Here is a 25,405-nt window from a genome sequence, read left to right as displayed (position 1 = left end):
ATGAACGAGCTGGAATTAAAATATGGATGTAACCCGAATCAGAAACCTTCCAGGATTTTTATGCCCCAGGGAAAAGAGCTTCCCATTCAGGTCTTAAGCGGCCGTCCGGGATATATTAATTTCCTGGATGCCTTTCATGGCTGGCAGCTGGTAAAGGAAATGAAGGAAGCCACCGGCCTTCCTGCAGCTGCTTCTTTTAAGCATGTGTCCCCGGCGGGAGCAGCTGTGGGACTTCCGCTGGATCCGGTGCTTGCAAGGATTTGCCGGGTTGAGGACATGGAAGGTCTTTCTCCTCTGGCCTGTGCTTATGCCAGAGCAAGAGGTGCTGACCGCATGTCTTCCTTTGGGGATTTTATTTCCCTTTCTGATATCTGCGATAAAGATACTGCCAGGATTATCAAGCGGGAAGTGTCTGACGGTGTCATCGCTCCTGGATATGAACCGGAAGCTTTGGAACTTCTAAAATCCAAAAAGAACGGAAGCTATAATATTATCCAGATTGATCCGGAGTATGAGCCGGAGCTTCTTGAGAGAAAACAGGTTTATGGGATCATCTTTGAGCAGGGAAGAAATGAAGGGAGGATTGATGAAGGACTTTTTAAAAATATAGTCACAGAGAACAAGGAAATTCCTCAAACAGCAAAAATTGATCTGATCATTTCCCTTATTACTTTAAAATACACTCAGTCCAACTCCGTTTGCTTTGCAAAAGACGGACAGGCCATCGGCATCGGGGCGGGGCAGCAGTCCCGTATCCACTGTACCAGACTGGCAGGAAATAAGGCGGATAACTGGTTTTTGCGCCAGGCTCCTCAGGTATTAGAACTTCCCTTTGTAGATGGAATTGGCCGTGCGGACAGAGACAATGCCATTGATGTCTACATCGGAGACGATTCTATGGATATAATTTCGGATGGCAGATGGGAAAATATCTTCAGGGTGAAGCCTGCAGTATTTACGAGAGAAGAGAAGCGTGCATGGCTGGACAGGCTGACAGGAGTCTCTCTGGGTTCTGACGCCTTCTTCCCCTTCGGTGACAACATAGACCGTGCTTATAAAAGCGGTGTACGGTATGTGGCCCAGCCAGGAGGCTCGGTCCGGGATGACCAGGTGATTGAAACCTGCAATAAATACGGCATGGCTATGGCCTTTACCGGTGTCCGCCTGTTTCACCATTGATACGAAGACGGATGGGTTCGATCCTGTACATGGCGTCTGAGCTGAGCCCGCTTTGATTGCCTGTTCTGCGGTAGAGAGGGAAAATAAGTACCAGCCAATATTTCTTGTAAAAGCACTTTAGAGAGAGGGGCGGCATAAAATGAGAGTAAGTAAGTTTAAGGTGGCTTTCTTTGAAGACTTTTCCCAAACCTTTAACTGCGCGAGAAGAACGAGAGTGTCTGGAACGATACCAGGAAGGGGATCGGGAGGCGAGAGCCACACTCATCGAGCGGAATATGCGCCTGGTGGCACATGTGGCAAAAAAGTATCAGAATACGGATTATGATATGGAAGACCTTCTTTCCGTAGGGACCATAGGACTAATCAAAGCCGTTAATACCTTTCATCCGGACAGAGGCTCCAGGCTGGCCACTTATGCGGCCAAATGTGTGGAGAATGGTATCCTATCATGACGGCTCCATACCATAGAAATTAGGGAACCGGTGTATGCCTTGATATAACAGGCATACACCGGTTTTGACTAGCTGTTTTTTCTTATGTTTACCAGGCTGTCCCTTTGGCAAGAAAAAACACTGTGATTTTTACTCTGATCTTGTTCCGGTAAAGAATATTTGACTATGTCCAACATATATATGGATAAATGACAAATTTAGGGAAGGAGGCAAGAATATGGTGAAGTTAGTTGCTATCGGCAACCGGTTTATGAAGGATGACGCTATAGCAATTAAAGCTGCCGAAATGCTGGAAGACCGGCTGACCCAACAGGATGTCCATGTAATCATTGGAGAAACCGATTTTCAACACTGTTTTTATTTACTGGATGAGGATGATTTTATATTGATACTTGACGCACTTTCCCCAAGAGAAGAACCTGGAAAAGTTCATCTTTTCAGCCTTAAAGATGTAATTTCGCAGCCTTCCTTGTTTTCCATGCAGCATGATATGAGCATGGTAGAGCTCATGAAGCTGTACGGAGTCCAATTTCAGGGCTATCTCATCGGAATTGAAATATCCGAAATCGGTATCGGTTATGAACTCAGTGCAGTTCTGAATCATAAGCTGCCCCAAATCTGCAGGGAAATTGAAAATGTAATTCAAAAAATCCTATGGGAGGAAACCATTCATGCATGACACTTTCTTGAACCAGAATTTATATGAGTCAGTCATTGATATATGCAATGAAAACGCCATTGCAAAGATCTTAAAGCTGACAATTACGGTACATACACACAGTCATATAAGTGAATCCAGTATTCGGGAATATTTTACTGAACGAAAAAATTCCCTTGTAGGGGACTGGACAAACATTCAGGTACAAAGACAGGAAATAGAGCCTCTTACTGCGGTGATAGATGAAATTGATGGGGAAATATTTCAATAAGGGAGGCTTATACCATCGGTACAGCATATCAACAATTCTGATTATTTTGGAGGTTATATATGGAATTAAATTTGTTTTTAGATTATGTAGGAAACAGCATAAGACAAATAAACGAAGATGTTGAAAAGCTCTATTCCAGTCAGCATGACAGCGGAGCAGTATTGGATCATTTAAGCAGTGAAGTAGTCATGCTGGAAAGCCACATCAAGTATTTCACCCAGTCAAACCAGCTAAGTATGGATGAAATCCAAAATCCCTATGAGGCCGTCTATGCAAGTCAGACCCAGGAAGAAAACAACCCCCCAAGATACTTTACTATGAATGAATTATCCCAATATGACGGCAAGAACGGGGCTCCTGCTTATGTTGCGGTAAACGGAGTGGTGTATGATGTTACAAATAATTCCGTTTGGATGGGGGACAGTCATTTCGGCCTTTTTCCCGGAAGAGATTTAACCTACGAATTTCAAACCTGTCATCCGGGAGCAATGGTCTTAACCAGATTGCCGGTAGTAGGCTATCTGACTTTAGTGTAAAGCTGGTGATGAATTTGGGTTGTGAAAGCTTTAAATGTCCTTATCAGGAAAGTAAGTTAAAAACAACGGAAAGCCTTGTGAACAGGGTAAAGAACGATATTGCCAATCATGTACGGCCAAAGCAGAACCTGGTCTGGCTTGAATTAAACGGATGTACAGGTAATACCATTTCCCTTCTTGATGGCCAAAATCCGGACTTTCAGTATCTGTTGACTCAAATGACTAATTTCATTTACAGCAACACCCTCGTAGCTTCTGAAGGAAATGATGCCATGGACCAGTTGTTTGGCATCATAGGCAGCGATTATATCCTGGCCGCGGAAGGCGCGGTATCATTAAAAGACAACGGTTCCTACCAGACCGTAGGCAGGCATAACGGCAGGGAAATTACGGGATTGGAAGCCATTACAAGACTGGGAGAACGTGCAGCCCATGTGATTGCTGTGGGAGCCTGCGCTTCTCACGGGGGAGTGTCTGCAGCCAGGCCCAACCCTACACAATGTGTGGGGATTCAGGAGGTATTAGGGCGGAAGGTGATCAAGCTGACAGGATGTCCCTGTCATCCGGACTGGTTTATGGGGACTCTGGCCTATCTGATATTGTATGGAGAGCCCCCTCTTGACAGCAGGGACCGCCCTCTGATGTTTTACAGTACCACCATACATGACAGATGCCCCAGGAGGTCTTATTACGACAATGGTATATTTGCCTCTTCCCTTGGGGAAGAAACCTGTATGTTCATGATGGGCTGTAAAGGGCCGGTCACTCAGATCGATTGCCCCATACGCCAGTGGAACGGGCATGTCAACTGGCCGGTTGGTGATGATTCTCCCTGTATTGGATGTGCCCAGTTCGGATTTCCAGATGCCATGGAGCCGTTTATTATTTACGATACCATGAGAGAGGAGTAGGCATGGCTGAAAGAGTAACCATAAATCCCATTACCCGTATTAATGGATACATGGAAATTGATGCAGACATTGAGAACCAATCCATTGTGGATGCGAGAACGAAAGGTATGATGTTTCGGGGATTTGAAAAAATGCTCCAGGGAAGAAGCCCGTTTGATGCGGTCTATTTTACACAGCGCATTTGCGGGATATGTTCCACCGCTCATTCCATGGCTTCAGCGCTTGCCCTGGAAGAAGCACTGAACATTGTTCCTTCTGAGCAGGGAAGGTATCTCAGAGATCTCCTTCATGCTTGTGAATTTCTGCAAAACCACTTAAGGCATTTTTATCAGCTTACCCTTCCGGACTATGTAAAGCTTCCGGAAGACTATCCCCTGTTTAAAAGGGAGCATGATGATTTCAGGCTTCCCAAGGATATTAATGATAAAATGGTAAAGGATTACTTTGATTCCCTGGAGTTCAGCCGGAATTCCCATCAGATGTTAGCCATCCTGGGAGGAAAAGCACCTCATAACCACGGAGTATTTATCGGAGGAATCACATCACCCATTTCGGCAGATAAGATCATCAGCATAAAATCCATTCTATATGGCATAGGGCAGTTTATTACAGAAAAGATGATCCCCGATGTGTACACCATAGGTACTTATTACCCGGAGTATTACCATATGGGGGGAGGCTATGGAAACCTGTTGAGTTACGGGTGTTTTAACAATTATAAGGATTTAGGAACCCTCTATGTGAATCCACTTGTTTACTCACAAGGAAAAACCAGCTCCTTTGATCCTGGCCTCCTGTCTCAGGAAGATGAGTATGCCTGGTTTAATGAAAATGATGAACCTGACAGAAACAAACCCCAGGCATATTCCTGGGTTAAGGCGCCGAGATATGACAATATCCCTTACGAGGTAGGACCACTTGCAAGGCAGTGGCTTTCCGGCGAGTATGGAAACGGGATATCAGCCATGGACCGGACCATTGCGAGAGTGTTGGAAGCCAAAAAGATTGTGGAAATCATGCAAACGCTCATCGACAACCTGATTCCCGGAGTGCCTATGCAGGAGGAGTATGAGATTCCATTGCAATCATCGGGAAAGGGACTGGTAGATACGACACGGGGAGCTCTTGGCCACTGGCTCTATATTGAAAACAGGACAATCGCTTTTTATCAGATCATAACGCCGTCTGCATGGAATTTATCAACCCAATCAAACGGGATGAAGGGAACCGGAGAGCAGGCACTCATAGGAGCGCCTGTCAATCAACTGGAAGCACCTGTGGAAATCGGAAGGATCATACGTTCCTTTGACCCCTGCGTATCCTGTGCCACACATGTTTTTTCCGGCGGGAAGCATAGGAATACAATTCAGCTTGTGTGAAGCTCCTCTATAAGAGCCTGTTTTTGATCCGTAGGGCAGGAAAGCTGCTGTAAATATTGAAGGACGGCATGGCTATGGAGGCAGGCGGCTTTTTTTTCTAATTCTTTCCTGCCTTCTTCGGTTTTTGGTTGATGTACGATCATATTCATTCCAAGGACCTGATATATACTCTTATTATAATGTATGATGTTTCCCATGTCCTCTATGTTGGGGAATAAAGGGATCAGCATTTTGTCTTAATTAGGAGGAAGGATTTGGTGGAAGCCGGAAAAGAGCGGTTTGCGATTTATTCAAGAAAATCAAAATTTACTGGAAAGGGAGAGAGCATCGGCAACCAGATCGAGCTGTGCAGGCAATATATTTCTGAACATTATGGAAAGTGTTTTGCCGACAACGCCTGTATTTATGAGGACGAGGGATTTTCCGGAGGAAATCTAGAACGGCCACAGTTTAAAGCCATGATGCAGGAGGCGAAAAAAAAGAAATTTACGGCGGTAGTGTGCTACCGTCTGGACCGGATAAGCCGTAATATCGGTGATTTTGCAAATCTCATTGAAGAGCTTAACGATCTGCAAATTTCCTTTATTTCAATAAAAGAGCAGTTTGACACCTCTTCTCCCATGGGCAGGGCTATGATGTACATTGCTTCTGTTTTTTCTCAGCTGGAAAGAGAGACAATAGCGGAGCGTATACGGGATAACATGCTCGAGCTGTCTAAAAGCGGAAGGTGGCTGGGCGGAAATACTCCCACCGGTTATACCTCAGAAAGTGTGTCTTCAGTGACCATAGACGGAAAAGTGAAAAAAGCCTATAAGCTAAAACTGATTCCGGAAGAAGCAAAGCTGGTTAAACTGATTTACGAAAAATTTCTTGAAACAGGCTCTCTGACACAGACGGAAACCTTTTTGCTGCAAAACGGTTATAAAACAAAATACGGCCGACAGTTCAGCCGTTTTGCAATAAAGGGAATATTGACAAATCCGGTCTATACGGCTGCGGACCAGGAGTCTTATGAATATCTGCGGAAAAAAAGGGTGGATCTGTTTGCGGAAAAGGAAGCCTTTGACGGGAGCCATGGAGTGATAGCATATAACCGAACCCTTCAAAGGGCTGGAAAAACCCACGAGTTGAAAGATATGGAAGAGTGGGTGGTGGCGGTTGGGAAGCATGAAGGCGTGATCCCAGGTTCCCTTTGGGTCAGGGTCCAGCTTCTGCTGGATCAGAATAAATCGAAAAGTTACAGGAAACCCCGCAGCAATGTGGCCCTTTTGTCAGGAATCCTCTTTTGCGGCGGCTGCGGAGATTACATGCGCCCAAAACTATCCGGCCGGTACAATGATCAGGGGGAGCAAGTTTATTCCTATTTATGTACCATGAAGGAAAAAAGCCGTATGAAATGCTGTGGGATGAAGAATGTAAACGGAAATATGCTGGATCAGATGGTTCTTGAGGAAATAAGAAAAATAACGGAAGACCATGATGAATATCAGAGGCAGCTTTGTTATAACAGCAAGGCAGTGGCAGAGAGCAGGCAGGAACTGGAATGGGATATATCCCGTTTGCAGGAGCAGCTTAAGAATATGGAAGAGGAAATCAACGGTCTGGTAGCCTCCCTTGGAAAAGCAGGGGGAACCGGAGCCGAAGGATACATCATAAAACAAATCGGTGGTCTTCATAAAAAGAAGGAAAAAACAGAACAGCGGATATGGGCGCTTTCTCAGGCTGCGGGAAGCAATGAACTTTCCGGCCAGGAGTTCCAGCTCCTGAAGCAGGCCTTATCATCCTTTGGGAATGTGATCGGCCTTATGGATGTCCGGCAGAAGCGGGCGGCTGTCCGTACCTTGGTAGATAAGGTCATATGGGATGGACAGAATGTCCATCTGTATTTGTTGGGCTCAGGAAATTCTGAACAGCAGGAGCCGCTTGGTGACGATAGCAAATGAAATCCTAATGCTTCTTCGCGCAAATAAAAAATATTCAAAAGAGGTATCTCTGTTTGAACCGATCGGCGTAGACAAGGATGGAGAGACCGTAAGTCTTGTCGATGTTATTGAAATGGAAAATAAGGAAACACTGGAAACGATTATTTTAAAGCAGGATATTAAGGAGCTGTATGAGGCATTTGACAGTTGTTTGAAGGACAATGAAAAAACCATCATTGGAATGAGATATGGATTGCACGGAGGAAAGGAATATACCCAGCGAGAGATAGCGGATGTTATGGGAATATCCAGATCCTACGTTTCCCGCCTTGAAAAGAAGGCCTTAGAGAGGCTGAGAGATGAACTTAAGAAAAACACCATATAAAAATTGAATTTGTAAAAAATGTATAAAATGTATAAATTTTTATTGACTTTTTGGAAAAAAACTGCTATAGTTCAAGCAAGGATAAATATTGAGTGGGTTGTTACTGGAAAGCAGGCAAAACCAATTTTGATTATGGGAAATGATATTCTATTTTCGTGGTCAAAATTGGTTTTTTATTTTATAGGATGGGACTTTGTATGAAAATTGACAAAATCATCAATAACAATATTGTCAGTGCACTGGAACCGGATGGAAAAGAAATCATTGTCATGGGCAGAGGTATCGGCTTTGGCATGAAGCCGGGAAAGGAAATCCCGGAAGGTGCTGTAGAAAAGGTGTTCCGCCTGGACAGCCAGAACAATGTTGATAAGTTTAAGGAATTGCTGGTAAACTTACCTCTTGAGCATATCCAGGTTTCGGCGGAAATCATTAATTACGCAAAAAGTGTATTAAACAGGACTCTTAATCAAAACATATACATAACACTGACGGATCACATTAATTTTGCCATTCACCGTTTTAAGCAGAAAATGAAATTTTCAAATCCTCTGCTTAATGAGATAAAGACCTTTTATAAAGAGGAATACTTAATCGGTGAATACGCCATTGCTTTGATTGAGCGAAGAATAGGCATATCCCTTCCTGTGGATGAGGCTGGGTTCATTGCATTCCACATCGTCAACGCGGAATTCAATACAGCCATGCGGGATACCATAGATATTACGAACCTGATTCAGAACACCGTCGGGATCGTAAAGGAATATTTTTCCATGGAGCCTGATGAAACCTCTTTGAATTATCAGCGGTTTGTCACCCATTTAAGGTTTTTGGCGCAGAGAATCGTAACAAAGGAGCTTTTAAACAGCGGGAATGGCGAATTTAACCATTTAATATCCCAGATGTACCCGGAGGAATACGGGTGCAGTTTAAAAATCAAGGATTATATAATGGAAACCTACCATCACGATGTTACAGAAGAGGAAACCGCATATCTGGCGGTCCATATTAAGAGAATGAGGTTATAGCTGAAAGGAGGTTTTTTTTATGTTTGATTCATTAAAAAAAATTTTTGGGGGAGGCGGTGAAGCAGAAAAAGAAAAAATCCTGTCACCGGTTGAAGGCACGGCTGTCCCCTTAAGTGAAGTCAATGATCCCACATTTAGCCAGGAGATCCTTGGAAAAGGAGTTGCAATTATTCCGGCAAAGGGAAGAGTTGTTGCACCGGCCGACGGGATCCTGACGGTGATGTTTGAGACAAAGCATGCGGTCAGCATTACGACCCAGGGTGGTGCTGAGATCATTGTCCATGTGGGGCTTGATACGGTGAATTTAAAAGGAGAGCATTATACTGCTTATAAAAAACAGGGCGACAAAGTGAAAGCAGGGGAGCTTCTTTTGGAGTTTGATATGGCAGCCATAAAGGAAGCCGGTTATGAGGTGATCACTCCGGTCATTATATGCAATACCCTGAATTATCCGGATATGGTTTGCCACACAGGGATGCAGGTAAAAGAACTGGAACCAATCATTGAATTGTAGGTATCTAAATGAGGGAGTATTTGTATGAATTAAATGATCCCATGGGACTTCATGCCAGGCCGGCTTCCCTGATTTTCATGGAAGCAAGGAAGTATTGCTGCAGCATAGAAGCCCATTGGGAATCAGACAAAGCGGACTGTAAAAGCCTTTTGAGTTTAATGGGACTTGGAGTAACAGGTGGCAGTGTCATCCGGTTTAAGTTTGACGGGGAGGATGAGGATGCGGCTATAACTGGGATTCGGGCCGTTTTGGAAAAAATTTGATCTGAACCTGCAATAAAGCAGGAGTGGATAAAATATGTCCGCAAGGACAAAAAGAAAGGGGTTTCTTTATTATGATGAAGTATTTGCAAAAACTAGGTAAGTCATTGATGCTTCCGGTGGCATGTTTGCCAGCGGCAGGTATCCTGATGGGGATCGGTTATTGGATTGACCCCACCGGCTGGGGAGCAAACAGTGCCATTGCGGCCTTTTTAATTAAGGCTGGAGGCGCGATCATTGACAACATGGCAATTCTGTTTGCAATCGGTGTTGGCGTTGGTATGGCAGATGATCATGAGGGTACATCCGCACTGGCTGCCATTGTTTCCTGGCTGATGATTCAGACGATTCTTTCTCCCGGCGTTGTTGCCATGTTAAAGGGCATTGATGTCGCTGCAGTAAATCCGGCATTCAGTAAGATCGGAAACCAGTTTATCGGTATTGTATCCGGTATCATTGGTTCTACCTGTTACAACAAGTTTAAAAACACCAAGCTTCCCGATGCCCTGGCATTTTTCAGCGGCAAACGGTCTGTTGCTATTGTTACCGCTCTTGTTTCATTAGTCGCCTGCCTTGTTTTATTCTTCATATGGCCGGTGGTATATTCCGGACTGGTGGCTTTTGGTAAGGGCATCCTTGGACTTGGGGCGATTGGAGCAGGTATTTATGGCTTCTTTAACCGTCTTCTTATTCCTGTAGGCCTGCACCATGCACTGAATTCCGTATTCTGGTTTGACGTTGCAGGAGTGAACGACCTTGGTAATTTCTGGTCAGGAAATGGTGTTCTGGGCCAGACGGGTCAGTACATGACAGGTTTCTTCCCGGTAATGATGTTCGGCCTTCCAGCCGCAGCTTTGGCTATGTATCATACCGCAAAGCCTGGTAAAAAGAAAAATGCATATGGTTTATTGCTTGCAGCAGCAGTTTGTTCCTTTTTTACAGGTGTAACAGAGCCTTTGGAATTTGCTTTCATGTTCCTTGCACCAGGCCTTTACTTAATCCATGCAATTTTAACCGGCATTTCTTTAACGATCTGCTCCCTGCTTCCTGTTCGTGCAGGCTTTAACTTCAGCGCAGGTTTCGTTGACTGGTTCTTAAGCTTTAAGGCACCTATGGCTGTAAATCCGCTGCTTATTATTCCGCTGGGCCTAGTTTATGCGGCTATTTATTACTTCGTATTCCGCCTTGCAATTTTAGCGTTTAACTTTAAGACTCCGGGACGGGAAGATGATGATATGGATGAAAACACAGTTACTCTTTCCAATAACAACTATACGGCAGTTGCTGCCATTATTCTGGAAGGACTTGGCGGTAAGAATAACATTACCAGCATTGATAACTGCATCACGAGATTAAGACTGGAGATTAAGGATTATACTCTTGTAGATGAAAAGAAGATCAAATCTTCAGGTGTTGCAGGCATTATCCGGCCAGGTAAAACCAGTGTACAGGTTATTGTAGGACCGCAGGTGCAGTTTGTAGCAGATGAATTTAAGAAGCTGTGCCAGTAATAAATAATAGGAAAAGCAGGGGCGAATTGATGCCCCTGCTTTTTTTGTCCCTGGGAAACGGCTTAATACCGGGCAGGAAATATGAGGATTTTAGCCGGGATTCTTCAGTATTGAGAAATCTGGTGATTTTCAGGGGGCCAAACGGAGCCCGGGTGAATATATTAAAATAAAAAGGTAAGTTCGACAGGATATGCGTGATATATTCATTCTTGTGCTGGCACTAAGCACTGATACCTTTGTTGCCAGCATTGCCTATGGGGCAAACCGTCTGAAAATATCCTTCGGAAAAGTGATTGCGGTCAATGGGATCTGCAGCGGCTGTCTGGGAGCTGCACTAGTTTTTGGAACCATGATCAGCGGATTGGTGCCGGAGGGATTTGCGAAGGGAGCGGCTTTTTCCTGCTTGTTTCTTCTGGGGATCATAAAGCTTCTGGATTATACCATAAAAAAATATATCAACAGCCATGTGAATATTCACAAGGATCTGACATTTTCTATTTCCGGACTGAGCATCATCATAAATATTTACGGAAATCCCATGGCAGCGGACTGGGACCACTCCAAGTCTCTCTCCTGGAAGGAAACCATTATGTTCTCTCTGGCCATGTCTTTGGACAGTCTGGTAGCCGGGGCTTTATCCGGATTTTTAATGATTTCCCCCGGACTTACGGCACTTTCCGCTCTGGTGATAGGAATTGCCGTCATGTACATCGGCCTGTTCCTGGGGCATAAAATTGCTGCACTGAAGGGCTGGGACCTGACCTGGGTCAGCGGTATACTGTTCTTGTTTCTGGCATTTGGAAAATTATAATCTTCTGACTCAAAAATGAGGTGCTGCTCTTTAAATGAGTTGCACCTCATTTTTAAATGGGGTATAATCGTTATCAAAAACAGGAGCAATCATTTATGCAGGTTACTATTCCACATTATTATAATAAATTTCACTGTGTGGCGGGAGCATGTCAGGATACCTGCTGTGCAGGCTGGACCATTATGATCGACGATTCTACAAAAAAACGGTATCGGATGCGAAAGGATGCTTTCGGCAGGAGACTTTATCATTCTATTGACTGGAAAAATAGCTCCTTTAAGCAGTACGGCAGGCGGTGTGCATTTTTAAATGCGGACAATCTGTGTGATATTTACAGGGAGGCCGGACCGGGAATGCTTTGTAAAACCTGCAGAGACTATCCAAGGCATACGGAGGAATACGAAGGAGTCCGGGAGATTTCCCTGTCTTTATCCTGTGAGGAAGCGGCCGGACTGATCCTTGGATGCCAGGAGCCTGTACACTTTCTGACGAAAGAGGATGGAAGAGTAGAGTCTTATCCTGATTTTGATTTTTTCTTCTTTACAAAGCTCATGGATGGAAGAGACTTGATTTTTTCCATTCTGCAAAACCGGGACCTGGACTGCCGCTTGCGAATTGCCATGGTTTTGGGCTTTTCTCATGACATGCAGAGGAGAATCCGTGAGGAAAAGCTGTACCAATTAGATGGATTGATGAAGAGGTATGAGGGAACGTCGGGAAGGGAGTTTGTGGTAAAGAAATTGACCGGATGCAGGATCCAAAACAGGATGCGCTATGAAAAAATGAAGGAGTGGTTTACTTTATTCAGAAAGCTTGAAGTCCTAAACCCGGACTGGCCTCAATATATGGGCAGCATTGTACGGGAATTATTTGACGCCGGAGCGGAGAGCTACGAAGAAAACAGGATTGCTTTTGACCGGTACTTAATAGAAGAGGAAGATCGAAAACGCCAGTGGGAACTTTGGAGCGAACAGCTTATGGTGTATTTTATCTATACGTACTTCTGCGGGGCTGTTTATGACGGAAACCCCTATGCAAAAGTAAAGCTTGCCGCGGTCAGCACACTTCTTATCCAGGAAATGGCACAGTCAGTTTTTAAAAGAAAGAAAGGCAGGCTGGATTTTAAGGAATTTGTACACCTGTCCCACCGGTTCTCCAGAGAGGTGGAGCATTCGGACGTGAACCTAAATACTTTGGAGAAAATATTTTGTACGGAGAAAAGCTTTGGCCTGGAAGAGATCCTACGGCTGCTTTAAAATTGGAAGAAGAAACAGCGGCTGCAGGAATCATTCAGGCTTACACAATGCCTGAGTGATTCCTGTTATCCTGTGATGTTTCTTTTGAATACAGGAGTTGCCTTATGGCCCTCTATAGAAAATTAGAGAAAACAGAAGCAAATAAAACGGTGCATAGTCCGGAGGTTGCAATGGCAAGGCTGCTCATAGCCCCTTCGATTTCGCCCATTTCCATAGCTTTCGTGGTCCCTACGGCATGAGCTGCGGAGCCAATGGCAATGCCCTTGGCAATGGGCTCCGTAATTTTAAATATTCTGCATACGGTTTCTGCAATGATGCTTCCCTGAATGCCGGTGATAATGATGCTGGCAACCGTTATGGTCACATATCCCTTCATTTCCTCTGAAATGCCCATAGCAATGGCTGTGGTAATGGATTTCGGCAGAAAGGTAACGTACTCCTGGTGGTTTAAGCCAAAAACAAGGGCCAGAAGCAGTACGGTGACCATTGTGGTGAAGACTCCAGTCAGGGTACCGGCCACAATCGCCTTGGAATGCTTCCTAAGCAGTTCCAGCTGGCGGTAAAGGGGGATAGCCAGACAAATCGTTGCAGGAGTCAGAAGATAGCTGATGTATTTGGCACTTTTGTTGTATACTTCATAATCAATATGAAATACGTACAAAAACGCCATGACAATACAAATGGAAATGAATAACGGATTAAAGACGGCCCATTTGAATCTTTTTTTCAAACGAAGCCCCAGCTCATAGCTTAAGAGGCTCAATACCGCACCAAAAAATAAAAAATCACTTACTGCATTGCTCATCTTTTTCTGCCTTTCTATTGCGGTTGCTTTTGATAAAAAACTGGGTTACTTTTCCGGTGATGACCATCACTATCACAGTGGAGAGCAGGGTGATGACCAGAAAAGGAATTAAAATAGGCCGGAGGACCCCCCAGGAATCCAGTAATCCGACGGCAGCCGGTATAAACATCAAAGGCATAATGTCTATGAGAAATGTACTGGCTTCCTCAACTGCCTCTAATGGGATCCATTTTGTTTTTAGCCCGAACAGCAGGATCAGCAGTCCATAAATACTTGCCGGCACAGGCAGGGGGACAAACAGATGTAAGATTTCTCCAGCCAGGGATAGGAAAAGAATAATGGTAAATTGTCTGATGTATTTCATTGCAAAGCCTCCTTTGTTACCATACTTTTTCAACTATGGTTTATCCTAAACTTAAATATAGGGCTTGTCAAATGGTTTTATTGACTTGATTCATTTTTTGATGGCAAATTTGGGGGAGTCAGGGTATAATAGGGGCATGAATGGAAAAGGAGCAGAAAACCGTAATGGCTGGAATTGAATTCGGCATTCTATATTTTTTACAATCGTTACATACTTCCTGGCTGGATGTGTTTATGAAGGAGATAACCAGTCTGGGAGACCACGGGATCTTCTGGATCGCTGCCGGCGTTGTTTTGCTGTGCTTTAAAAAGACAAGATTTATAGGTCTTTGCATTTTGTTTTCTCTGGCGGCCGGACTTTTGATCGGAAACATGGTTCTGAAAAATATGATCGCCAGAGAAAGGCCCTGCTGGATTGATGACAGCATCCCCCTTCTGATTAGAAATCCAAAGGATTACTCCTTCCCCTCCGGGCATACACTGGCCTCCTTTGAAGGTGCTGTCAGCATCTGGCTTTATAACCGGAAATGGGGAGCTGCCGCCCTGATCCTTGCGGCTCTCATTAGTGTCTCCAGGATGTATCTGTTTGTTCATTTTCCAACGGATGTGCTGGGAGGTATGATCCTGGGCATTTTAATTGCTGTTTTTGTTCATTCCACAGTGGAAAATATAAGAATTTCTAAAAAAAATACTTGCTTTCCAGTGGATCTGTGATATACTGATGGCGTTACAAAACACAATTTCATAGTCGCAGAGTAGACCCGTGTGCGTTAAGTGCCGGCTGAACAGGGAGTTGTCAGCCGGACGAAAAGATTTTCTTGCGGTACACCGGTCGCATCCCGCTGCATCAGAAGATAGGATTATTATCTCCGGTTGTAGTTTGAGGTCTGCAAAGGAGGTATTTTTTATGAAAAAATTCGTTACTTTGTTCACCGATTCTTACAGAGAGCTGAAATCTGTAAGGACCATCACCACCTCGGCCATGTTTGGCGCAGTAGCAATAGTTTTAGGTATGTTTTCCATTAACATGGGAAGTTACATTCGGGTCAGTTTTTCTTCCATACCCAATGGAATGGTTTCCTACCTGTTTGGTCCGGTTGTAGGAGGCCTGTTTTCCGGCAGCATGGATATTCTCAAATACCTGCTAAAGCCTGCGGGTGCATTTTTTCCGGGGCTGACTCTGGTTACAGTTCTGTCAGGCATCATGTACGGCTGCATGTATTACCGGAAGCCTGTCACCTTAAGAAGGGTCCTGGTTTCCAAGTTCCTGGTCATGCTGGTCTGTAATGTGATTCTTAATACCATGTGTCTTTCCGTCCTGTATGGAAAAGGCTTTATGGTCCTTCTTCCGGCCAGGGTATTTAAAAACTTGGTCATGTGGCCCATTGACTCCATGATTTTTTATACCATGGCAAAAGCGCTTGATACCATGGGGGTCTTTAAGGCAATCCGCAGAACACGGACCGTTGGAACAAAATAATGTACAAAGGCCTGTAGCGTCATGAATGACGGCACAGGCCTTTTTAACAATGAATTTCGTAGACAGAAGCCTTCTTTCATATTATAATCATAAGTGTTTGCATCATCAGGCGGATAAGAATCATCAGATTAAAAAGGAATGACGGTAAATGGGAAGACGGATTAAGGCTATTTTTTTTGACATTGACGGTACGCTGCGGGATTTTCAAACAGGAAGGGTTCCGGACAGTGCAAAGGAGGCCCTTTTGGAAGCCAGAAAGGCGGGGATCCTGCTTTTTATTGCAACAGGACGTCATAAGCTGGAAATGGAAGAGGAAAATCTTTTAGAGGGAATTACCTTTGACGGTTATGTGACATTAAACGGTCAGTATTGCTATTGCAAAGACAGGGTTATTTATGATTTTCCCATAGATCCTGTGGAAGTTGAGAGGACGCTGGCACTGTTGGAGGAGGAGCCTTTTCCGTGCCTCTTTATGGAAGGGGACTGCATGTACATTAATATGGTGAATTCCATGGTGGAACAGGTCCAGCTGGAAATCGGCACCAGGATTCCGCCGGTTTTCAATGTGGAACGAGCCAGAAATCACCCCATCTACCAGATGATTCCATACATTTCTACGGACATGGAAAACAGGCTGAGAAAGTGTCTTGCAGGCTGTGAATTTATACGGTGGCATGATGAGATGGCCATTGATGTGATTCCGGCAGGGGGTAGCAAATGGAACGGAATCTTAAAAATGGCTGAGCATTATGGTTTCTCTGCCCATGAAATGGCTGCCATTGGAGACGGCAAAAATGATATCTCCATGATCACCGGCGCTGGTCTTGGGATTGCCATGGGAAATGCTTCTGACGAGGTTAAAGATACCGCCGGATATATAACAGATTCTATAGACGCAGATGGCTTAAAAAAGGCCGTCTTCCATATATTAGATTTAAATTAGGAGGAATGATTCATGAGTGAGGTAAATTGTACACATAACTGCAATAGCTGTGGTGAGACCTGCAGCAGCCGGGGGGAGCAGGCAAGTTTTTTGGAACCCCTTAATCCTTCCAGCACAGTCAAAAAGGTAATCGGCGTTGTAAGCGGAAAGGGTGGGGTGGGAAAATCCCTGGTGACTTCCATGATGGCTGTGGGCATGAATGCCAAGGGATATAAAACAGCCATTTTAGATGCGGATATTACCGGTCCGTCGATTCCGAAATCCTTTGGTCTTTCGGATTACGGTGTGGGCATGACACCAAACGGCCTTATGATTCCTGCCACCACTGCAACGGGAATTGAAGTAATGTCGGCAAATCTGATCCTGGATCATGAGACGGATCCGGTTATCTGGAGAGGACCTGTCATCGCAGGAGCAGTCAAGCAGTTCTGGCAGGAAGCCCTTTGGGAAGACATTGACTACATGTTCGTGGACATGCCTCCTGGAACAGGAGATGTGCCTCTGACTGTGTTCCAGTCTCTGCCTGTGGACGGAATCATCATTGTGACCTCCCCTCAGGAGCTGGTTACCATGATCGTAGAAAAAGCGGTAAATATGGCGAAAAAGATGAATATACCAATCCTTGGCCTGGTGGAAAATATGAGCTATTTAATTTGCCCGGACTGCGGTAAACAGATTTCGGTATTTGGAGAAAGCCGTGTGGATGAAGCTGCTAAAAACAACGGCCTTACCGTGTTGGCAAAGATTCCCATTGATCCAAGGATCGCGGCAGCAGTGGATGAGGGAACCATTGAATTTTTAGAGGCTCAGTGGCTTCTTGAAGCAGTTTCGGCAGCCGAAAAAGTTTAAGTTAATACATTTCGAGGAATAAGAATGAACATCAGTATGAACCCCAATAGTGAATTGAACCAGTCCATAGTAAATGTTCCTAATCTGGTTCAAGTCCCGGATCCCCTTATGAAGCAGGCATACCAGTTTCAGGAAGCTATGATGATGTATACCTGTGCGATTCGGGAGATTAAGACAAAGCTGGAGGTCCTTAACGACGAGCTGTCAGTGAGAAACTCCAGAAACCCTATAGAATTGGTCAAATCCAGAGTCAAAAAGCCCATAAGCATTGTGGAGAAGCTGCAGAGAAGAGGGCTGCCGGTTTCTTTGGAATCCATGATGGACAACCTGGATGATGTTGCAGGGATCCGTGTTATCTGTTCCTTTCTGGATGATATTTATGCGGTTGCTGAGATGCTGGCCCGCCAGGATGATGTGCATATCATAGCCATTAAGGATTATATCCGGCATCCGAAGAAAAACGGATACCGCAGCTATCATATGATCGTAGAGATTCCCGTGTTCTTTTCGGATCAGAAAAAGTGGATGAGGGCTGAAGTCCAGATCCGTACCATTGCCATGGATTTCTGGGCCAGCCTGGATCACCAGTTGAAATATAAGAAAGAAGTGGAAACGTATTCCCAGGAAATCAGTGAAGAACTGAGAGAATGTGCGGATGTAATCGCTCAGACAGACGAACGGATGCTCAATATCAGAAAAAAGATTGAGGATCATGGAATTTCCGTTACTAAATAAATAGAAGAAGGGAGTAATTGGGAAAACCCCTAATTGCTCCCTTCTCTTATATTATGGTTCATTGCTGCCGGGAAGGCAGAGGCAGGCTGATAATAAAAACTGTTCCTGTCTCAGGACCGCTGGTCAGGCTGATCCTTCCCTTATGGTGGTCAACGATGGTTTTTGCAATGGAAAGGCCAAGGCCGTATCCCCCTTCTTTCCTCACTCTTGATTTATCTGTCCGGTAAAAACGCTCGAAAACATGGTCCCGTTCCTTTTCTGGAATAGGATCTCCTGTATTCTGAACGGTTAAAACTGCATTATGGGAAGTTTTTTTTAAGCTGACAAATACAGAACCTTGTTTACCTGCGTATTTGCAGGCATTGTCCAGTAAAATGGTGATTAACTGTTTTAGAGAAGCTTCCCAGCCTTCCAGTCTTATACCTGCTTCAATTTCATTTTCAAGATTCACCTTGTGTTCAAAGGCAACGGATTCAAAAAGCAAGACCCCGTTTAACACCATGTCGCTGAAATCCAGAGATTCCTTTGCTGACTGAGGGGTCTGTACGGATTCTGCATCGGAGCGGGCCAAGAAGAGAAGCTCCTCCACAAGCTGTTTCATTCGCTCTGCCTCTTCTTTTGTATTGTCCAGCCATTTTTGCTGTTCCCTGACGGTACATTCCTTATGAAGGGCCAGAATCTGTAAATTGGCCAGAATCACAGTGAGGGGTGTTTTTAATTCGTGGGATGCATCGGCGATGAACTGGTTCTGCATCCGCCATGCATTTTCCACAGGTCTTAGTGCCAGTCGTGAAAGATACATGCTGAGGATAAAAAACAAAAAGACTGCCCCTAAAAAAACCCAAAAACAGCTCATGAACAGGGTTCTTAAATTATTCCGTTCATAACTTTGGTCTGCAAACCCTATTTTTATGCCTTCTGCATTCGTAACCTTAAGGTAGCGAAGGGAATAATCCTTAAGCTCCCCTTCAGAGGAGTCTCCGGCTTCTGCTAATTTCACCAAAGTGGAGGCCAGCTCCTTTGTAACGGTAATGTTATTTTCCTTAATATTATCAATGGAGCTGCGGTTGTTTATGGTCACCACAAAAGAGGGGATGAGAGGGGGCAGGTTTTTGGGGGGTCTGCGGCCGAATTCCACCTTATCCGGCAGTCTTCCCTGCCTGTCATGGTCAATGGCCTGCATCAGGGACAAGACGGTCTGCCGTTCAATGCGTTTTGAATTGGCATAGTAGAAGACTCCTAAAACAGCGGAAAGGATGCTTATGACAAAGGCCATATTGATCAGAACAAACCTTCTTCTTAACTCTTTTATCATACAATTTCCTCCAGCCGGTATCCGACTTTACGGACAGTTCCAATCTCTACTTTTGAACCGATAAATTTCAGCTTTTTCCGAAGGAAGGAAATATATGCCTCCACATTGTTATCCTCTGCGTCAGAATCACTGCCCCATACCTTTGATATGAGGATCTCCTTTGAGATGATCTTTCCGGAATTATTCATGAGAATTTTTAATACTTCAAATTCCTTATATCCCAAATGAATGGATTTAGAGCCGCAGCATAAATCATTGGCTGACAGGTTGAGAATGAAATCTCCATATTTCATTTCTTCTACAATCACTTCCCCCTGTCGGCGGGAGAGCGCGCGGATGCGGGCAAGAAGCTCTTCTGGCACAAACGGCTTTGTCATATAATCATCGGCACCTTTATCAAGACCTGTTACCTTATCGTGGATATCATCCCGTGCTGTCAGCATGAGAACAGGAGTCTGGATGTGAGCCTCTCTCAGCTTCTGAACCACATGAAAACCATTTTCTCCCGGAAGCATCACATCCAAAATGATGATGTCGTATTCACCGGACAGGCCGCAGTAAAGGCCGTCAGTTCCGTTATATACAATATCAGCCTGGTAATGCTGTTCCTTCATAATCTGTCCCAGAGCATCGGCTAATCTTATTTCGTCTTCTGCAATCAGTACCTTCATGATTCCCTTCTCCTTTCAATCTTTTTATGATGAAGCGGTTGATAACTATTATAAGTTGAGACTGCTTATTAGGCAATCTTACATTTGCTTTTATTATAAAGAATGAAGCTTAAATTATGCTGAAAGGAAGGGCTTTCTGCAGACGAAGTTCCTGAAGATGGACTTCAGGCTATTTTCAGATAAAAATGGTAAAATATACCCCAAACCAGATTAGGGCAAGAGATTAGGGACCCCTGTGACAGTTTCAGACTAATTTCAGGTACCAGTCACAAAACGGACATAGGAACCTGTTACAATAAGCAGCAGATTTGAAGATGAGAGGAGAAAACCGGATGAATGGACGGGAAATAGTGGCTTCCCTCGCTGTTGTACTGACTGTGACGTCAGTCAGCACTATGACAGCAGAAGCATCGGCTAATTTTGATTTAAGGAAAAAGGTAATCGGAGTTTCAGGGATTATGAGTACTGCAAATCCGAATATGACGGTAACGCGTGGAGAATTCGCCAGCATGCTGGTAAATGCATCTTCTTACCGGAGTACGGTTAGCGGGATCAGCAATACCTCGGTATTTGCTGATGTACCCAGAAACCATGAATATGCAGCTTGTATCCGCATTGCGGCGGAACAGGGCTGGATGAATGGATATCTGGGAGGAGACTTTAAACCGGAAGAATCCGTAACGCTTCAGGATGCAGCCAAGGGCGTTCTGGGTTTGTTGGGATACGGTAATTCCGATTTTACTGGGGACCAGTCAGGCTCCAGGCTTTCCAAGTACCATTTTCTGGAGTTGGATGAGAACCTGAATAAAGAGGCTGAAGAGGTTTTAAAGAAGGAGGACTGCATAAACCTCTTTTATAATCTGTTAAAGACGGACACCAAGTCAGGAACCATGTTCGGAAAAAGTCTGGACTGTGAACTGACAGCCGATGGTGAGATTAACCCTTTTACCATGGTAGACAACAGCCTTAAGGGACCGAAGATCGTAAGAAGCAAGAGCAGCCTTAAATCCTATCTGCCCTTTAAGCTGGGGGAAGCCAATGTTTCTCTTGACGGCGAGTCTGTATCCAATTCCAGTGATGCAGTAAATGTTGCGTTGGAAAGCTCGAATGGAGTTCTGGTTTATTACCACAGCCTTTCCAAGACCATATGGCTTTATACCGTTGGAAATGAGAATGAAAGCGGCCGGTCAGCTGTTTTTGGAGAAATCAGCAATGTTGTTTACAACTCTGCCGATTTGATGACACCAAGTGCCATCATTCTGGATGATGGCAATACCTATGAGCTTACAAGCACCGAAATGCAGTTTGCATTTTCATCTTATGGCAGTCTGCGGGTAGGAGATACGGTGGTTTTGGTTTATACGATGTCAACCGGCAATGAAGGAAACGAAACGAGGACAGTCATTGATTATATAGAAGATTAGCAGGAGAGCTGTAAATGAATAAAATCATCCAGAAGTTTTTTTCAAAAGATAAAAAGAAAGGCCGGAAGAAAGGGAAAACGGCCTTAATCATCCTGAGCCTCATCCTTGCGGCTCTGGCCGTGGTTACTGCAGCCGTAAGTATAAAAAAATCCAGGCAGGCTTCCTCAGAGGCCAAAAGCGTCCGGACAGCCACGGCGACAAAACGGGATATCACGTCTGAGCTTTCTTCCTCAGGTACCATTTCTCCAAAAGATACTTATGATATAACCTCTCTGGTGGAAGGTGAAGTCGTAGCAGCGGAATTTGAAGAAGGGGATACGGTGGAAAAGGGCCAGGTCCTTTACCAGATTGACACCTCTTCTATGGAATCGGAGATGACATCAATCAAGAACTCACTGGAAAGATCCCAGGAAAGCTATGAAATCGCTTTGGATGATTATAATACCGCCTTAAGCAATTATAGTGGAAATACCTACAAATCCACGGAAAACGGCTACATAAAATCTTTATCTATAAAAGAAGGAGACAAAGTCAGCAGCAACACGGAAATTGCCTCTGTTTATGATGATAAGACTATGAAAATCAAGATCCCATTTCTTTCTGGTGAGGCATCCCGGATGGCAGCCGGGAATGGGGCGGTTTTAACACTTACGGATACGGGAGAACAGATCCGGGGTACGGTTTCTTCTGTCAGTAATATGGATGTGACCCTCACCGGCGGGCGCATTGTCCGTTATGTTACCATTGAAGTGACAAATCCAGGCGGTCTTACCACGGAAACTGCTGCCACAGCAATGGTGGGGGATTTTGTCTGCAGCATGGAGGCAACGTTTGAACCAAAGCTTGAAACCACCATGAAAGCAGACGTATCCTCTGGTGTTGAGGTCGGAACTCTTTTGGTACAGGAGGGAGACTATGTAACAAAGGGGACTCCCATTTTTACAATGGAAAGAAAGTCTGCAGAACGGCTGATACGTACCTATAAAGAAACCCTGGAAAAAGCAGAAGAGTCTCTGGAAACAGCCAAGAGTAAACTGGAAAGTACTCAGGATACCTACGACAACTATACCATTACAGCGCCCATTTCCGGTAAAGTCATTACCAAAACTGGAAAGGCAGGAGATAAGATTTCCAAAAGCACCAATGGTAGCACAACGCTTGCAGTCATATATGATATGTCCAATTACACCTTTGAAATGTCCGTGGATGAGTTGGATGTAAAATCAGTTGAAGTAGGACAGACCGTAGTTATTACCGCTGACGCAGTAACCGGTAAGACTTTTACCGGTACGGTCAGCAATGTAAGCCTGCAAAGCTCCACCTCCAATGGGGTTACCAATTATCCCGTAACCGTCACATTAAATGACGGTATGGATGAACTGCTTCCGGGTATGAATGTAGATGGAGTGATCATTCTGGATGAAGCAAAGGATGTGCTGTCAGTGCCTGCTGATGCGCTGGTACGGGGAAATCAGGTCTATGTAAAGGATGAAACCGTAAAAGAATCACAGGGAAATATACCGGCAGGCTTCCGCGCAGTTGAAGTAACCACAGGGTTAATAAGCAGCGATTACGTGGAAATTACCAGTGGACTTGAAGAAAATCAGGAAGTTTATGTGGCCCAATCTACGGTAAGCAACTCGCAGAACATCATGATCCCAGGCGGTATGGGGGGCATGGGCGGAGGTCCTGCCGGAGGTGGTTCCGGGGTCAGGAGATCCGGCAACGGGGGCAATGGTGCTAATGGCGGCTGACCAGAATCCTAACAGCAGGAGGACAGAAAGGTGGAAGAACCCATAATTGAATTAAAAGATATCCATAAGGTATACCAGATGGGAGATGAGGAGGTACGTGCAAGTGACGGAATATCTTTAACCATCTGCCGGGGGGAATTCGTGGCCATTGTGGGAAAGTCGGGAAGCGGAAAGTCCACGCTTATGAATATTATAGGTGCACTGGATGTTCCCACCTCAGGAGAGTATCTGCTGGGTGGTGAGGATGTAGGGAGCATGTCTGAAAACCAACTGGCTCAGATTCGGAATAGGATGATTGGCTTCATATTTCAGCAATACAATCTTCTGCCGAGATTAAATCTCCTGGAAAATGTGGAGCTGCCTCTTCTGTATGCAGGGATAGCTGCCAGTGAACGAAAAGAAAAGGCCATGAGTTCTTTAGAGCGTGTAGGCTTGGCGGAAAAGTGGAAAAATCTGCCGAATCAGCTTTCCGGCGGCCAGCAGCAAAGGGTTTCCATAGCCAGGGCCCTGGCAGGAGCCCCATCCCTGATTCTGGCTGATGAACCTACGGGAGCTTTGGACTCCAAAACAAGCCGGGATGTTTTAAACTTTTTAAACAAGTTAAATGATGAAGGTAATACCATTGTTATGATTACCCATGACAGCACCATAGCAAGGGAAGCCCGGCGGGTGGTCCGGGTACATGACGGAAAGATTAATTTCGACGGAGATGTAAATGAATATTCTGCAATCCTTTAAAATGGCTCTTAAGAGCATATGGAGCAACAAAATGCGTTCCTTTCTCACCATGCTTGGAATCATTATAGGCGTAGCTTCGGTTATTATTCTGGTAAGTCTTGTGAACGGTCAGATGTCCTATATGACAGAGAGCTTTGCAAGTATGGGAACCAATCAGATTAATGTAAATGTTTCCAATCTTTCCTCCAGGTCTTTATCTGTGGATGAGATGTATCAGTTTTATGACAAGCATAAGGAACTTTTTGCTCAGATGACTCCCAAGGTCACGCTGACCTCTACCATAAAAAACGGAACGGAATCCCTGACCGGAACCACCGTGACTGGTGTAAGCGAAGATTATCTGGATATGAAGGATCAAACCCTGGATTCCGGCCGCTTCCTCCAGTATTCTGACATAGTTTCCAGACAAAAGGTGTGTGTTGTAGGCTATTATGTGGCATGGGATCTATACGGAGGTGTGGAAAAGGCCATTGACCAGACGATAAAAATCAATGGTTACCCATTCCGGATTGTAGGTGTAATTTCCAGGCAGGATGAGGAGGAACTGGAGGACGGCGGCACGGATGACGTGCTGTATCTTCCTTACAGCTGCGCCGCCAAGATGAGCAACAATGCCAATATCAGCAGCTATGTTTTTGCAACCGCAGATATGGATCATACAACAGAAGCCAAAGAAGTTATTAACACGTTTCTCTTTCATATATTCAAGGATGATGATTTGTACCGTGTGACTGCCATGAGCGAACTGCTGGATTCCTTAAATTCCATGATATCCATGATGTCCATGATGCTTGGTGGGATAGCCGGAATCTCTCTTTTAGTAGCCGGTGTGGGGGTTATGAACATCATGCTGGTATCCGTAACGGAGCGTACCAGAGAAATCGGAATCCGGAAAGCACTAGGGGCGAAAAAGAGCAACATCATGCAGCAGTTTGTCATAGAAGCAGCGGTTACCAGCTCGTTTGGCGGCGTTGCCGGCATCCTGGTGGGTTCTGTGGCGACTACGGTCATTGGGACAGCCATGGGAATGACGGTATCGCCTACCCCTGGAGCAGTTATTGTTTCTTTCAGCGTATCGGTGGGAATCGGTCTGCTCTTTGGCTATATGCCGGCCAGCCGTGCAGCGAATTTGAACCCCATCGATGCTTTGCGCAGCGAATAGGATCCTAACATTTTGTTGCAAATATATCATATTGATGATACTATTTGCATAATTACCAAAGGAGTAGCTCATAGTTTGGGGCTGCTCCTTTTCCGC

General features: G+C 44.8%; 26 protein-coding genes, 2 pseudogenes and 1 riboswitch. Of the genes and pseudogenes, 24 read left to right on the top strand and 4 right to left on the bottom strand.

Features of this window, described 5'->3' with window-relative positions; all coding sequences use genetic code 11:
* The 15 genes and pseudogenes from CLOSA_RS11010 (at position 1) to fliB (ending at position 13,070) form a co-directional block, all read left to right on the top strand.
* Positions 1-1,179, top strand: a complete 1,179-nt coding sequence (locus tag CLOSA_RS11010) for a phosphoribosylaminoimidazolecarboxamide formyltransferase (RefSeq protein ID WP_013272845.1) — start codon at positions 1-3, stop codon at positions 1,177-1,179.
* 170 nt (positions 1,180-1,349) lie between these two features.
* Positions 1,350-1,625: pseudogene (locus CLOSA_RS11005) on the top strand (sigma-70 family RNA polymerase sigma factor); the annotation flags it as partial.
* Between the two features lie 223 nt (positions 1,626-1,848).
* Entirely contained in the window at positions 1,849-2,310 is a 462-nt protein-coding gene (locus CLOSA_RS11000; protein WP_013272844.1) for a hydrogenase maturation protease, read from the top strand.
* Positions 2,303-2,560, top strand: a complete 258-nt coding sequence (locus CLOSA_RS10995; RefSeq protein ID WP_013272843.1) for a hypothetical protein — start codon at positions 2,303-2,305, stop codon at positions 2,558-2,560. The genes CLOSA_RS11000 and CLOSA_RS10995 overlap by 8 nt, the downstream gene beginning before the upstream one ends.
* Before the next feature lie 59 nt (positions 2,561-2,619).
* A complete protein-coding gene (locus CLOSA_RS21745) occupies positions 2,620-3,096 on the top strand; it encodes a cytochrome b5 domain-containing protein (RefSeq protein WP_013272842.1) in 477 nt (158 codons plus the stop codon).
* A 77-nt stretch (positions 3,097-3,173) separates the two neighbouring features.
* Positions 3,174-4,007: a hydrogenase small subunit gene (locus CLOSA_RS10985; protein ID WP_330362138.1), complete on the top strand. Its 834-nt coding sequence runs from the start codon at positions 3,174-3,176 to the stop codon at positions 4,005-4,007.
* A 2-nt stretch (positions 4,008-4,009) separates the two neighbouring features.
* Positions 4,010-5,386: a nickel-dependent hydrogenase large subunit gene (locus CLOSA_RS10980; protein ID WP_013272840.1), complete on the top strand. Its 1,377-nt coding sequence runs from the start codon at positions 4,010-4,012 to the stop codon at positions 5,384-5,386.
* Positions 5,387-5,643: 257 nt separating this feature from the next.
* On the top strand, positions 5,644-7,329 hold the full coding sequence (locus CLOSA_RS10970; protein ID WP_013272839.1) for a recombinase family protein: 1,686 nt from the start codon (positions 5,644-5,646) through the stop codon (positions 7,327-7,329).
* Positions 7,304-7,693: pseudogene (locus tag CLOSA_RS10965) on the top strand (sigma-70 family RNA polymerase sigma factor); the annotation flags it as partial. The gene CLOSA_RS10970 and the pseudogene CLOSA_RS10965, both read left to right, overlap by 26 nt.
* 197 nt (positions 7,694-7,890) lie before the next feature.
* A complete protein-coding gene (gene licT, locus CLOSA_RS10955; protein ID WP_013272838.1) occupies positions 7,891-8,718 on the top strand; it encodes a BglG family transcription antiterminator LicT in 828 nt (275 codons plus the stop codon).
* Positions 8,719-8,737: 19 nt separating this feature from the next.
* Positions 8,738-9,232, top strand: a complete 495-nt coding sequence (locus CLOSA_RS10950) for a PTS sugar transporter subunit IIA (RefSeq protein ID WP_013272837.1) — start codon at positions 8,738-8,740, stop codon at positions 9,230-9,232.
* A gap of 20 nt (positions 9,233-9,252) precedes the next feature.
* Positions 9,253-9,495 carry an HPr family phosphocarrier protein gene (locus CLOSA_RS10945; protein ID WP_242647731.1) on the top strand — a complete coding sequence of 81 codons (243 nt, stop codon included), beginning with the start codon at positions 9,253-9,255 and terminating at the stop codon, positions 9,493-9,495.
* A gap of 71 nt (positions 9,496-9,566) precedes the next feature.
* Positions 9,567-11,003, top strand: coding sequence for an N-acetylglucosamine-specific PTS transporter subunit IIBC (nagE, locus tag CLOSA_RS10940; protein ID WP_013272835.1), 1,437 nt, complete (start codon positions 9,567-9,569; stop codon positions 11,001-11,003).
* 190 nt (positions 11,004-11,193) lie between these two features.
* Positions 11,194-11,814: a manganese efflux pump gene (locus CLOSA_RS10935; RefSeq protein WP_013272833.1), complete on the top strand. Its 621-nt coding sequence runs from the start codon at positions 11,194-11,196 to the stop codon at positions 11,812-11,814.
* A 95-nt stretch (positions 11,815-11,909) separates the two neighbouring features.
* Positions 11,910-13,070: a flagellin lysine-N-methylase gene (fliB, locus tag CLOSA_RS10930; protein ID WP_013272832.1), complete on the top strand. Its 1,161-nt coding sequence runs from the start codon at positions 11,910-11,912 to the stop codon at positions 13,068-13,070.
* A gap of 112 nt (positions 13,071-13,182) precedes the next feature.
* Here fliB and CLOSA_RS10925 read toward each other — a convergent pair whose 3' ends face one another.
* The gene (locus CLOSA_RS10925) at positions 13,183-13,875 is read right to left on the bottom strand and encodes an LrgB family protein (protein WP_013272831.1); all 693 of its coding nucleotides are present in this window, start codon (positions 13,873-13,875) and stop codon (positions 13,183-13,185) included.
* Entirely contained in the window at positions 13,856-14,239 is a 384-nt protein-coding gene (locus tag CLOSA_RS10920; protein WP_013272830.1) for a CidA/LrgA family protein, read from the bottom strand. Before CLOSA_RS10920 ends, CLOSA_RS10925 begins: the two co-directional genes overlap by 20 nt.
* Positions 14,240-14,403: 164 nt before the next feature.
* Between CLOSA_RS10920 and CLOSA_RS10915 the strand changes: the two genes are divergently transcribed.
* The 5 genes from CLOSA_RS10915 to CLOSA_RS10895 all read left to right on the top strand — a co-directional run bounded on the left by CLOSA_RS10915 (position 14,404) and on the right by CLOSA_RS10895 (position 18,245).
* Positions 14,404-14,952 carry a phosphatase PAP2 family protein gene (locus CLOSA_RS10915; protein WP_013272829.1) on the top strand — a complete coding sequence of 183 codons (549 nt, stop codon included), beginning with the start codon at positions 14,404-14,406 and terminating at the stop codon, positions 14,950-14,952.
* Positions 14,953-14,987: 35 nt separating this feature from the next.
* A riboswitch (THF riboswitch) is annotated at positions 14,988-15,085 on the top strand.
* Between the two features lie 60 nt (positions 15,086-15,145).
* Positions 15,146-15,718, top strand: coding sequence for a folate family ECF transporter S component (locus CLOSA_RS10910; protein WP_013272828.1), 573 nt, complete (start codon positions 15,146-15,148; stop codon positions 15,716-15,718).
* 148 nt (positions 15,719-15,866) lie between these two features.
* Positions 15,867-16,661 (top strand): Cof-type HAD-IIB family hydrolase, encoded by a 795-nt coding sequence (locus CLOSA_RS10905; protein ID WP_013272827.1) that lies wholly within the window; start codon positions 15,867-15,869, stop codon positions 16,659-16,661.
* 12 nt (positions 16,662-16,673) lie between these two features.
* Positions 16,674-17,510 (top strand): Mrp/NBP35 family ATP-binding protein, encoded by an 837-nt coding sequence (locus CLOSA_RS10900; RefSeq protein WP_013272826.1) that lies wholly within the window; start codon positions 16,674-16,676, stop codon positions 17,508-17,510.
* Positions 17,511-17,534: 24 nt separating this feature from the next.
* The gene (locus CLOSA_RS10895; RefSeq protein WP_013272825.1) at positions 17,535-18,245 is read left to right on the top strand and encodes a GTP pyrophosphokinase; all 711 of its coding nucleotides are present in this window, start codon (positions 17,535-17,537) and stop codon (positions 18,243-18,245) included.
* Between the two features lie 58 nt (positions 18,246-18,303).
* Here the strand turns inward: CLOSA_RS10895 and CLOSA_RS10890 are convergent, their stop codons facing one another.
* Both CLOSA_RS10890 and CLOSA_RS10885 read right to left on the bottom strand, forming a co-directional pair.
* Complete coding sequence (locus CLOSA_RS10890) at positions 18,304-19,560, bottom strand: sensor histidine kinase (protein ID WP_013272824.1); 1,257 nt, start codon at positions 19,558-19,560, stop codon at positions 18,304-18,306.
* Positions 19,557-20,231 (bottom strand): response regulator transcription factor, encoded by a 675-nt coding sequence (locus tag CLOSA_RS10885; RefSeq protein ID WP_013272823.1) that lies wholly within the window; start codon positions 20,229-20,231, stop codon positions 19,557-19,559. Before CLOSA_RS10885 ends, CLOSA_RS10890 begins: the two co-directional genes overlap by 4 nt.
* A gap of 332 nt (positions 20,232-20,563) precedes the next feature.
* Between CLOSA_RS10885 and CLOSA_RS10880 the strand changes: the two genes are divergently transcribed.
* From CLOSA_RS10880 to CLOSA_RS10865, 4 genes are all read left to right on the top strand, one after another.
* Positions 20,564-21,655, top strand: coding sequence for an S-layer homology domain-containing protein (locus CLOSA_RS10880; RefSeq protein ID WP_013272822.1), 1,092 nt, complete (start codon positions 20,564-20,566; stop codon positions 21,653-21,655).
* A 14-nt stretch (positions 21,656-21,669) separates the two neighbouring features.
* The gene (locus CLOSA_RS10875) at positions 21,670-23,409 is read left to right on the top strand and encodes an efflux RND transporter periplasmic adaptor subunit (protein WP_013272821.1); all 1,740 of its coding nucleotides are present in this window, start codon (positions 21,670-21,672) and stop codon (positions 23,407-23,409) included.
* A 78-nt stretch (positions 23,410-23,487) separates the two neighbouring features.
* The gene (locus CLOSA_RS10870) at positions 23,488-24,147 is read left to right on the top strand and encodes an ABC transporter ATP-binding protein (RefSeq protein ID WP_278146390.1); all 660 of its coding nucleotides are present in this window, start codon (positions 23,488-23,490) and stop codon (positions 24,145-24,147) included.
* Positions 24,131-25,309: an ABC transporter permease gene (locus tag CLOSA_RS10865; protein ID WP_041709114.1), complete on the top strand. Its 1,179-nt coding sequence runs from the start codon at positions 24,131-24,133 to the stop codon at positions 25,307-25,309. Before CLOSA_RS10870 ends, CLOSA_RS10865 begins: the two co-directional genes overlap by 17 nt.
* The last annotated feature ends 96 nt before the right edge of the window (positions 25,310-25,405 follow it).

Source organism: [Clostridium] saccharolyticum WM1, from assembly GCF_000144625.1.
Taxonomy (GTDB): domain Bacteria; phylum Bacillota; class Clostridia; order Lachnospirales; family Lachnospiraceae; genus Lacrimispora; species Lacrimispora saccharolytica.
Note: the sequence above shows the minus strand (reverse complement) of the source record. Positions and strands in the feature narration are given on the sequence as shown.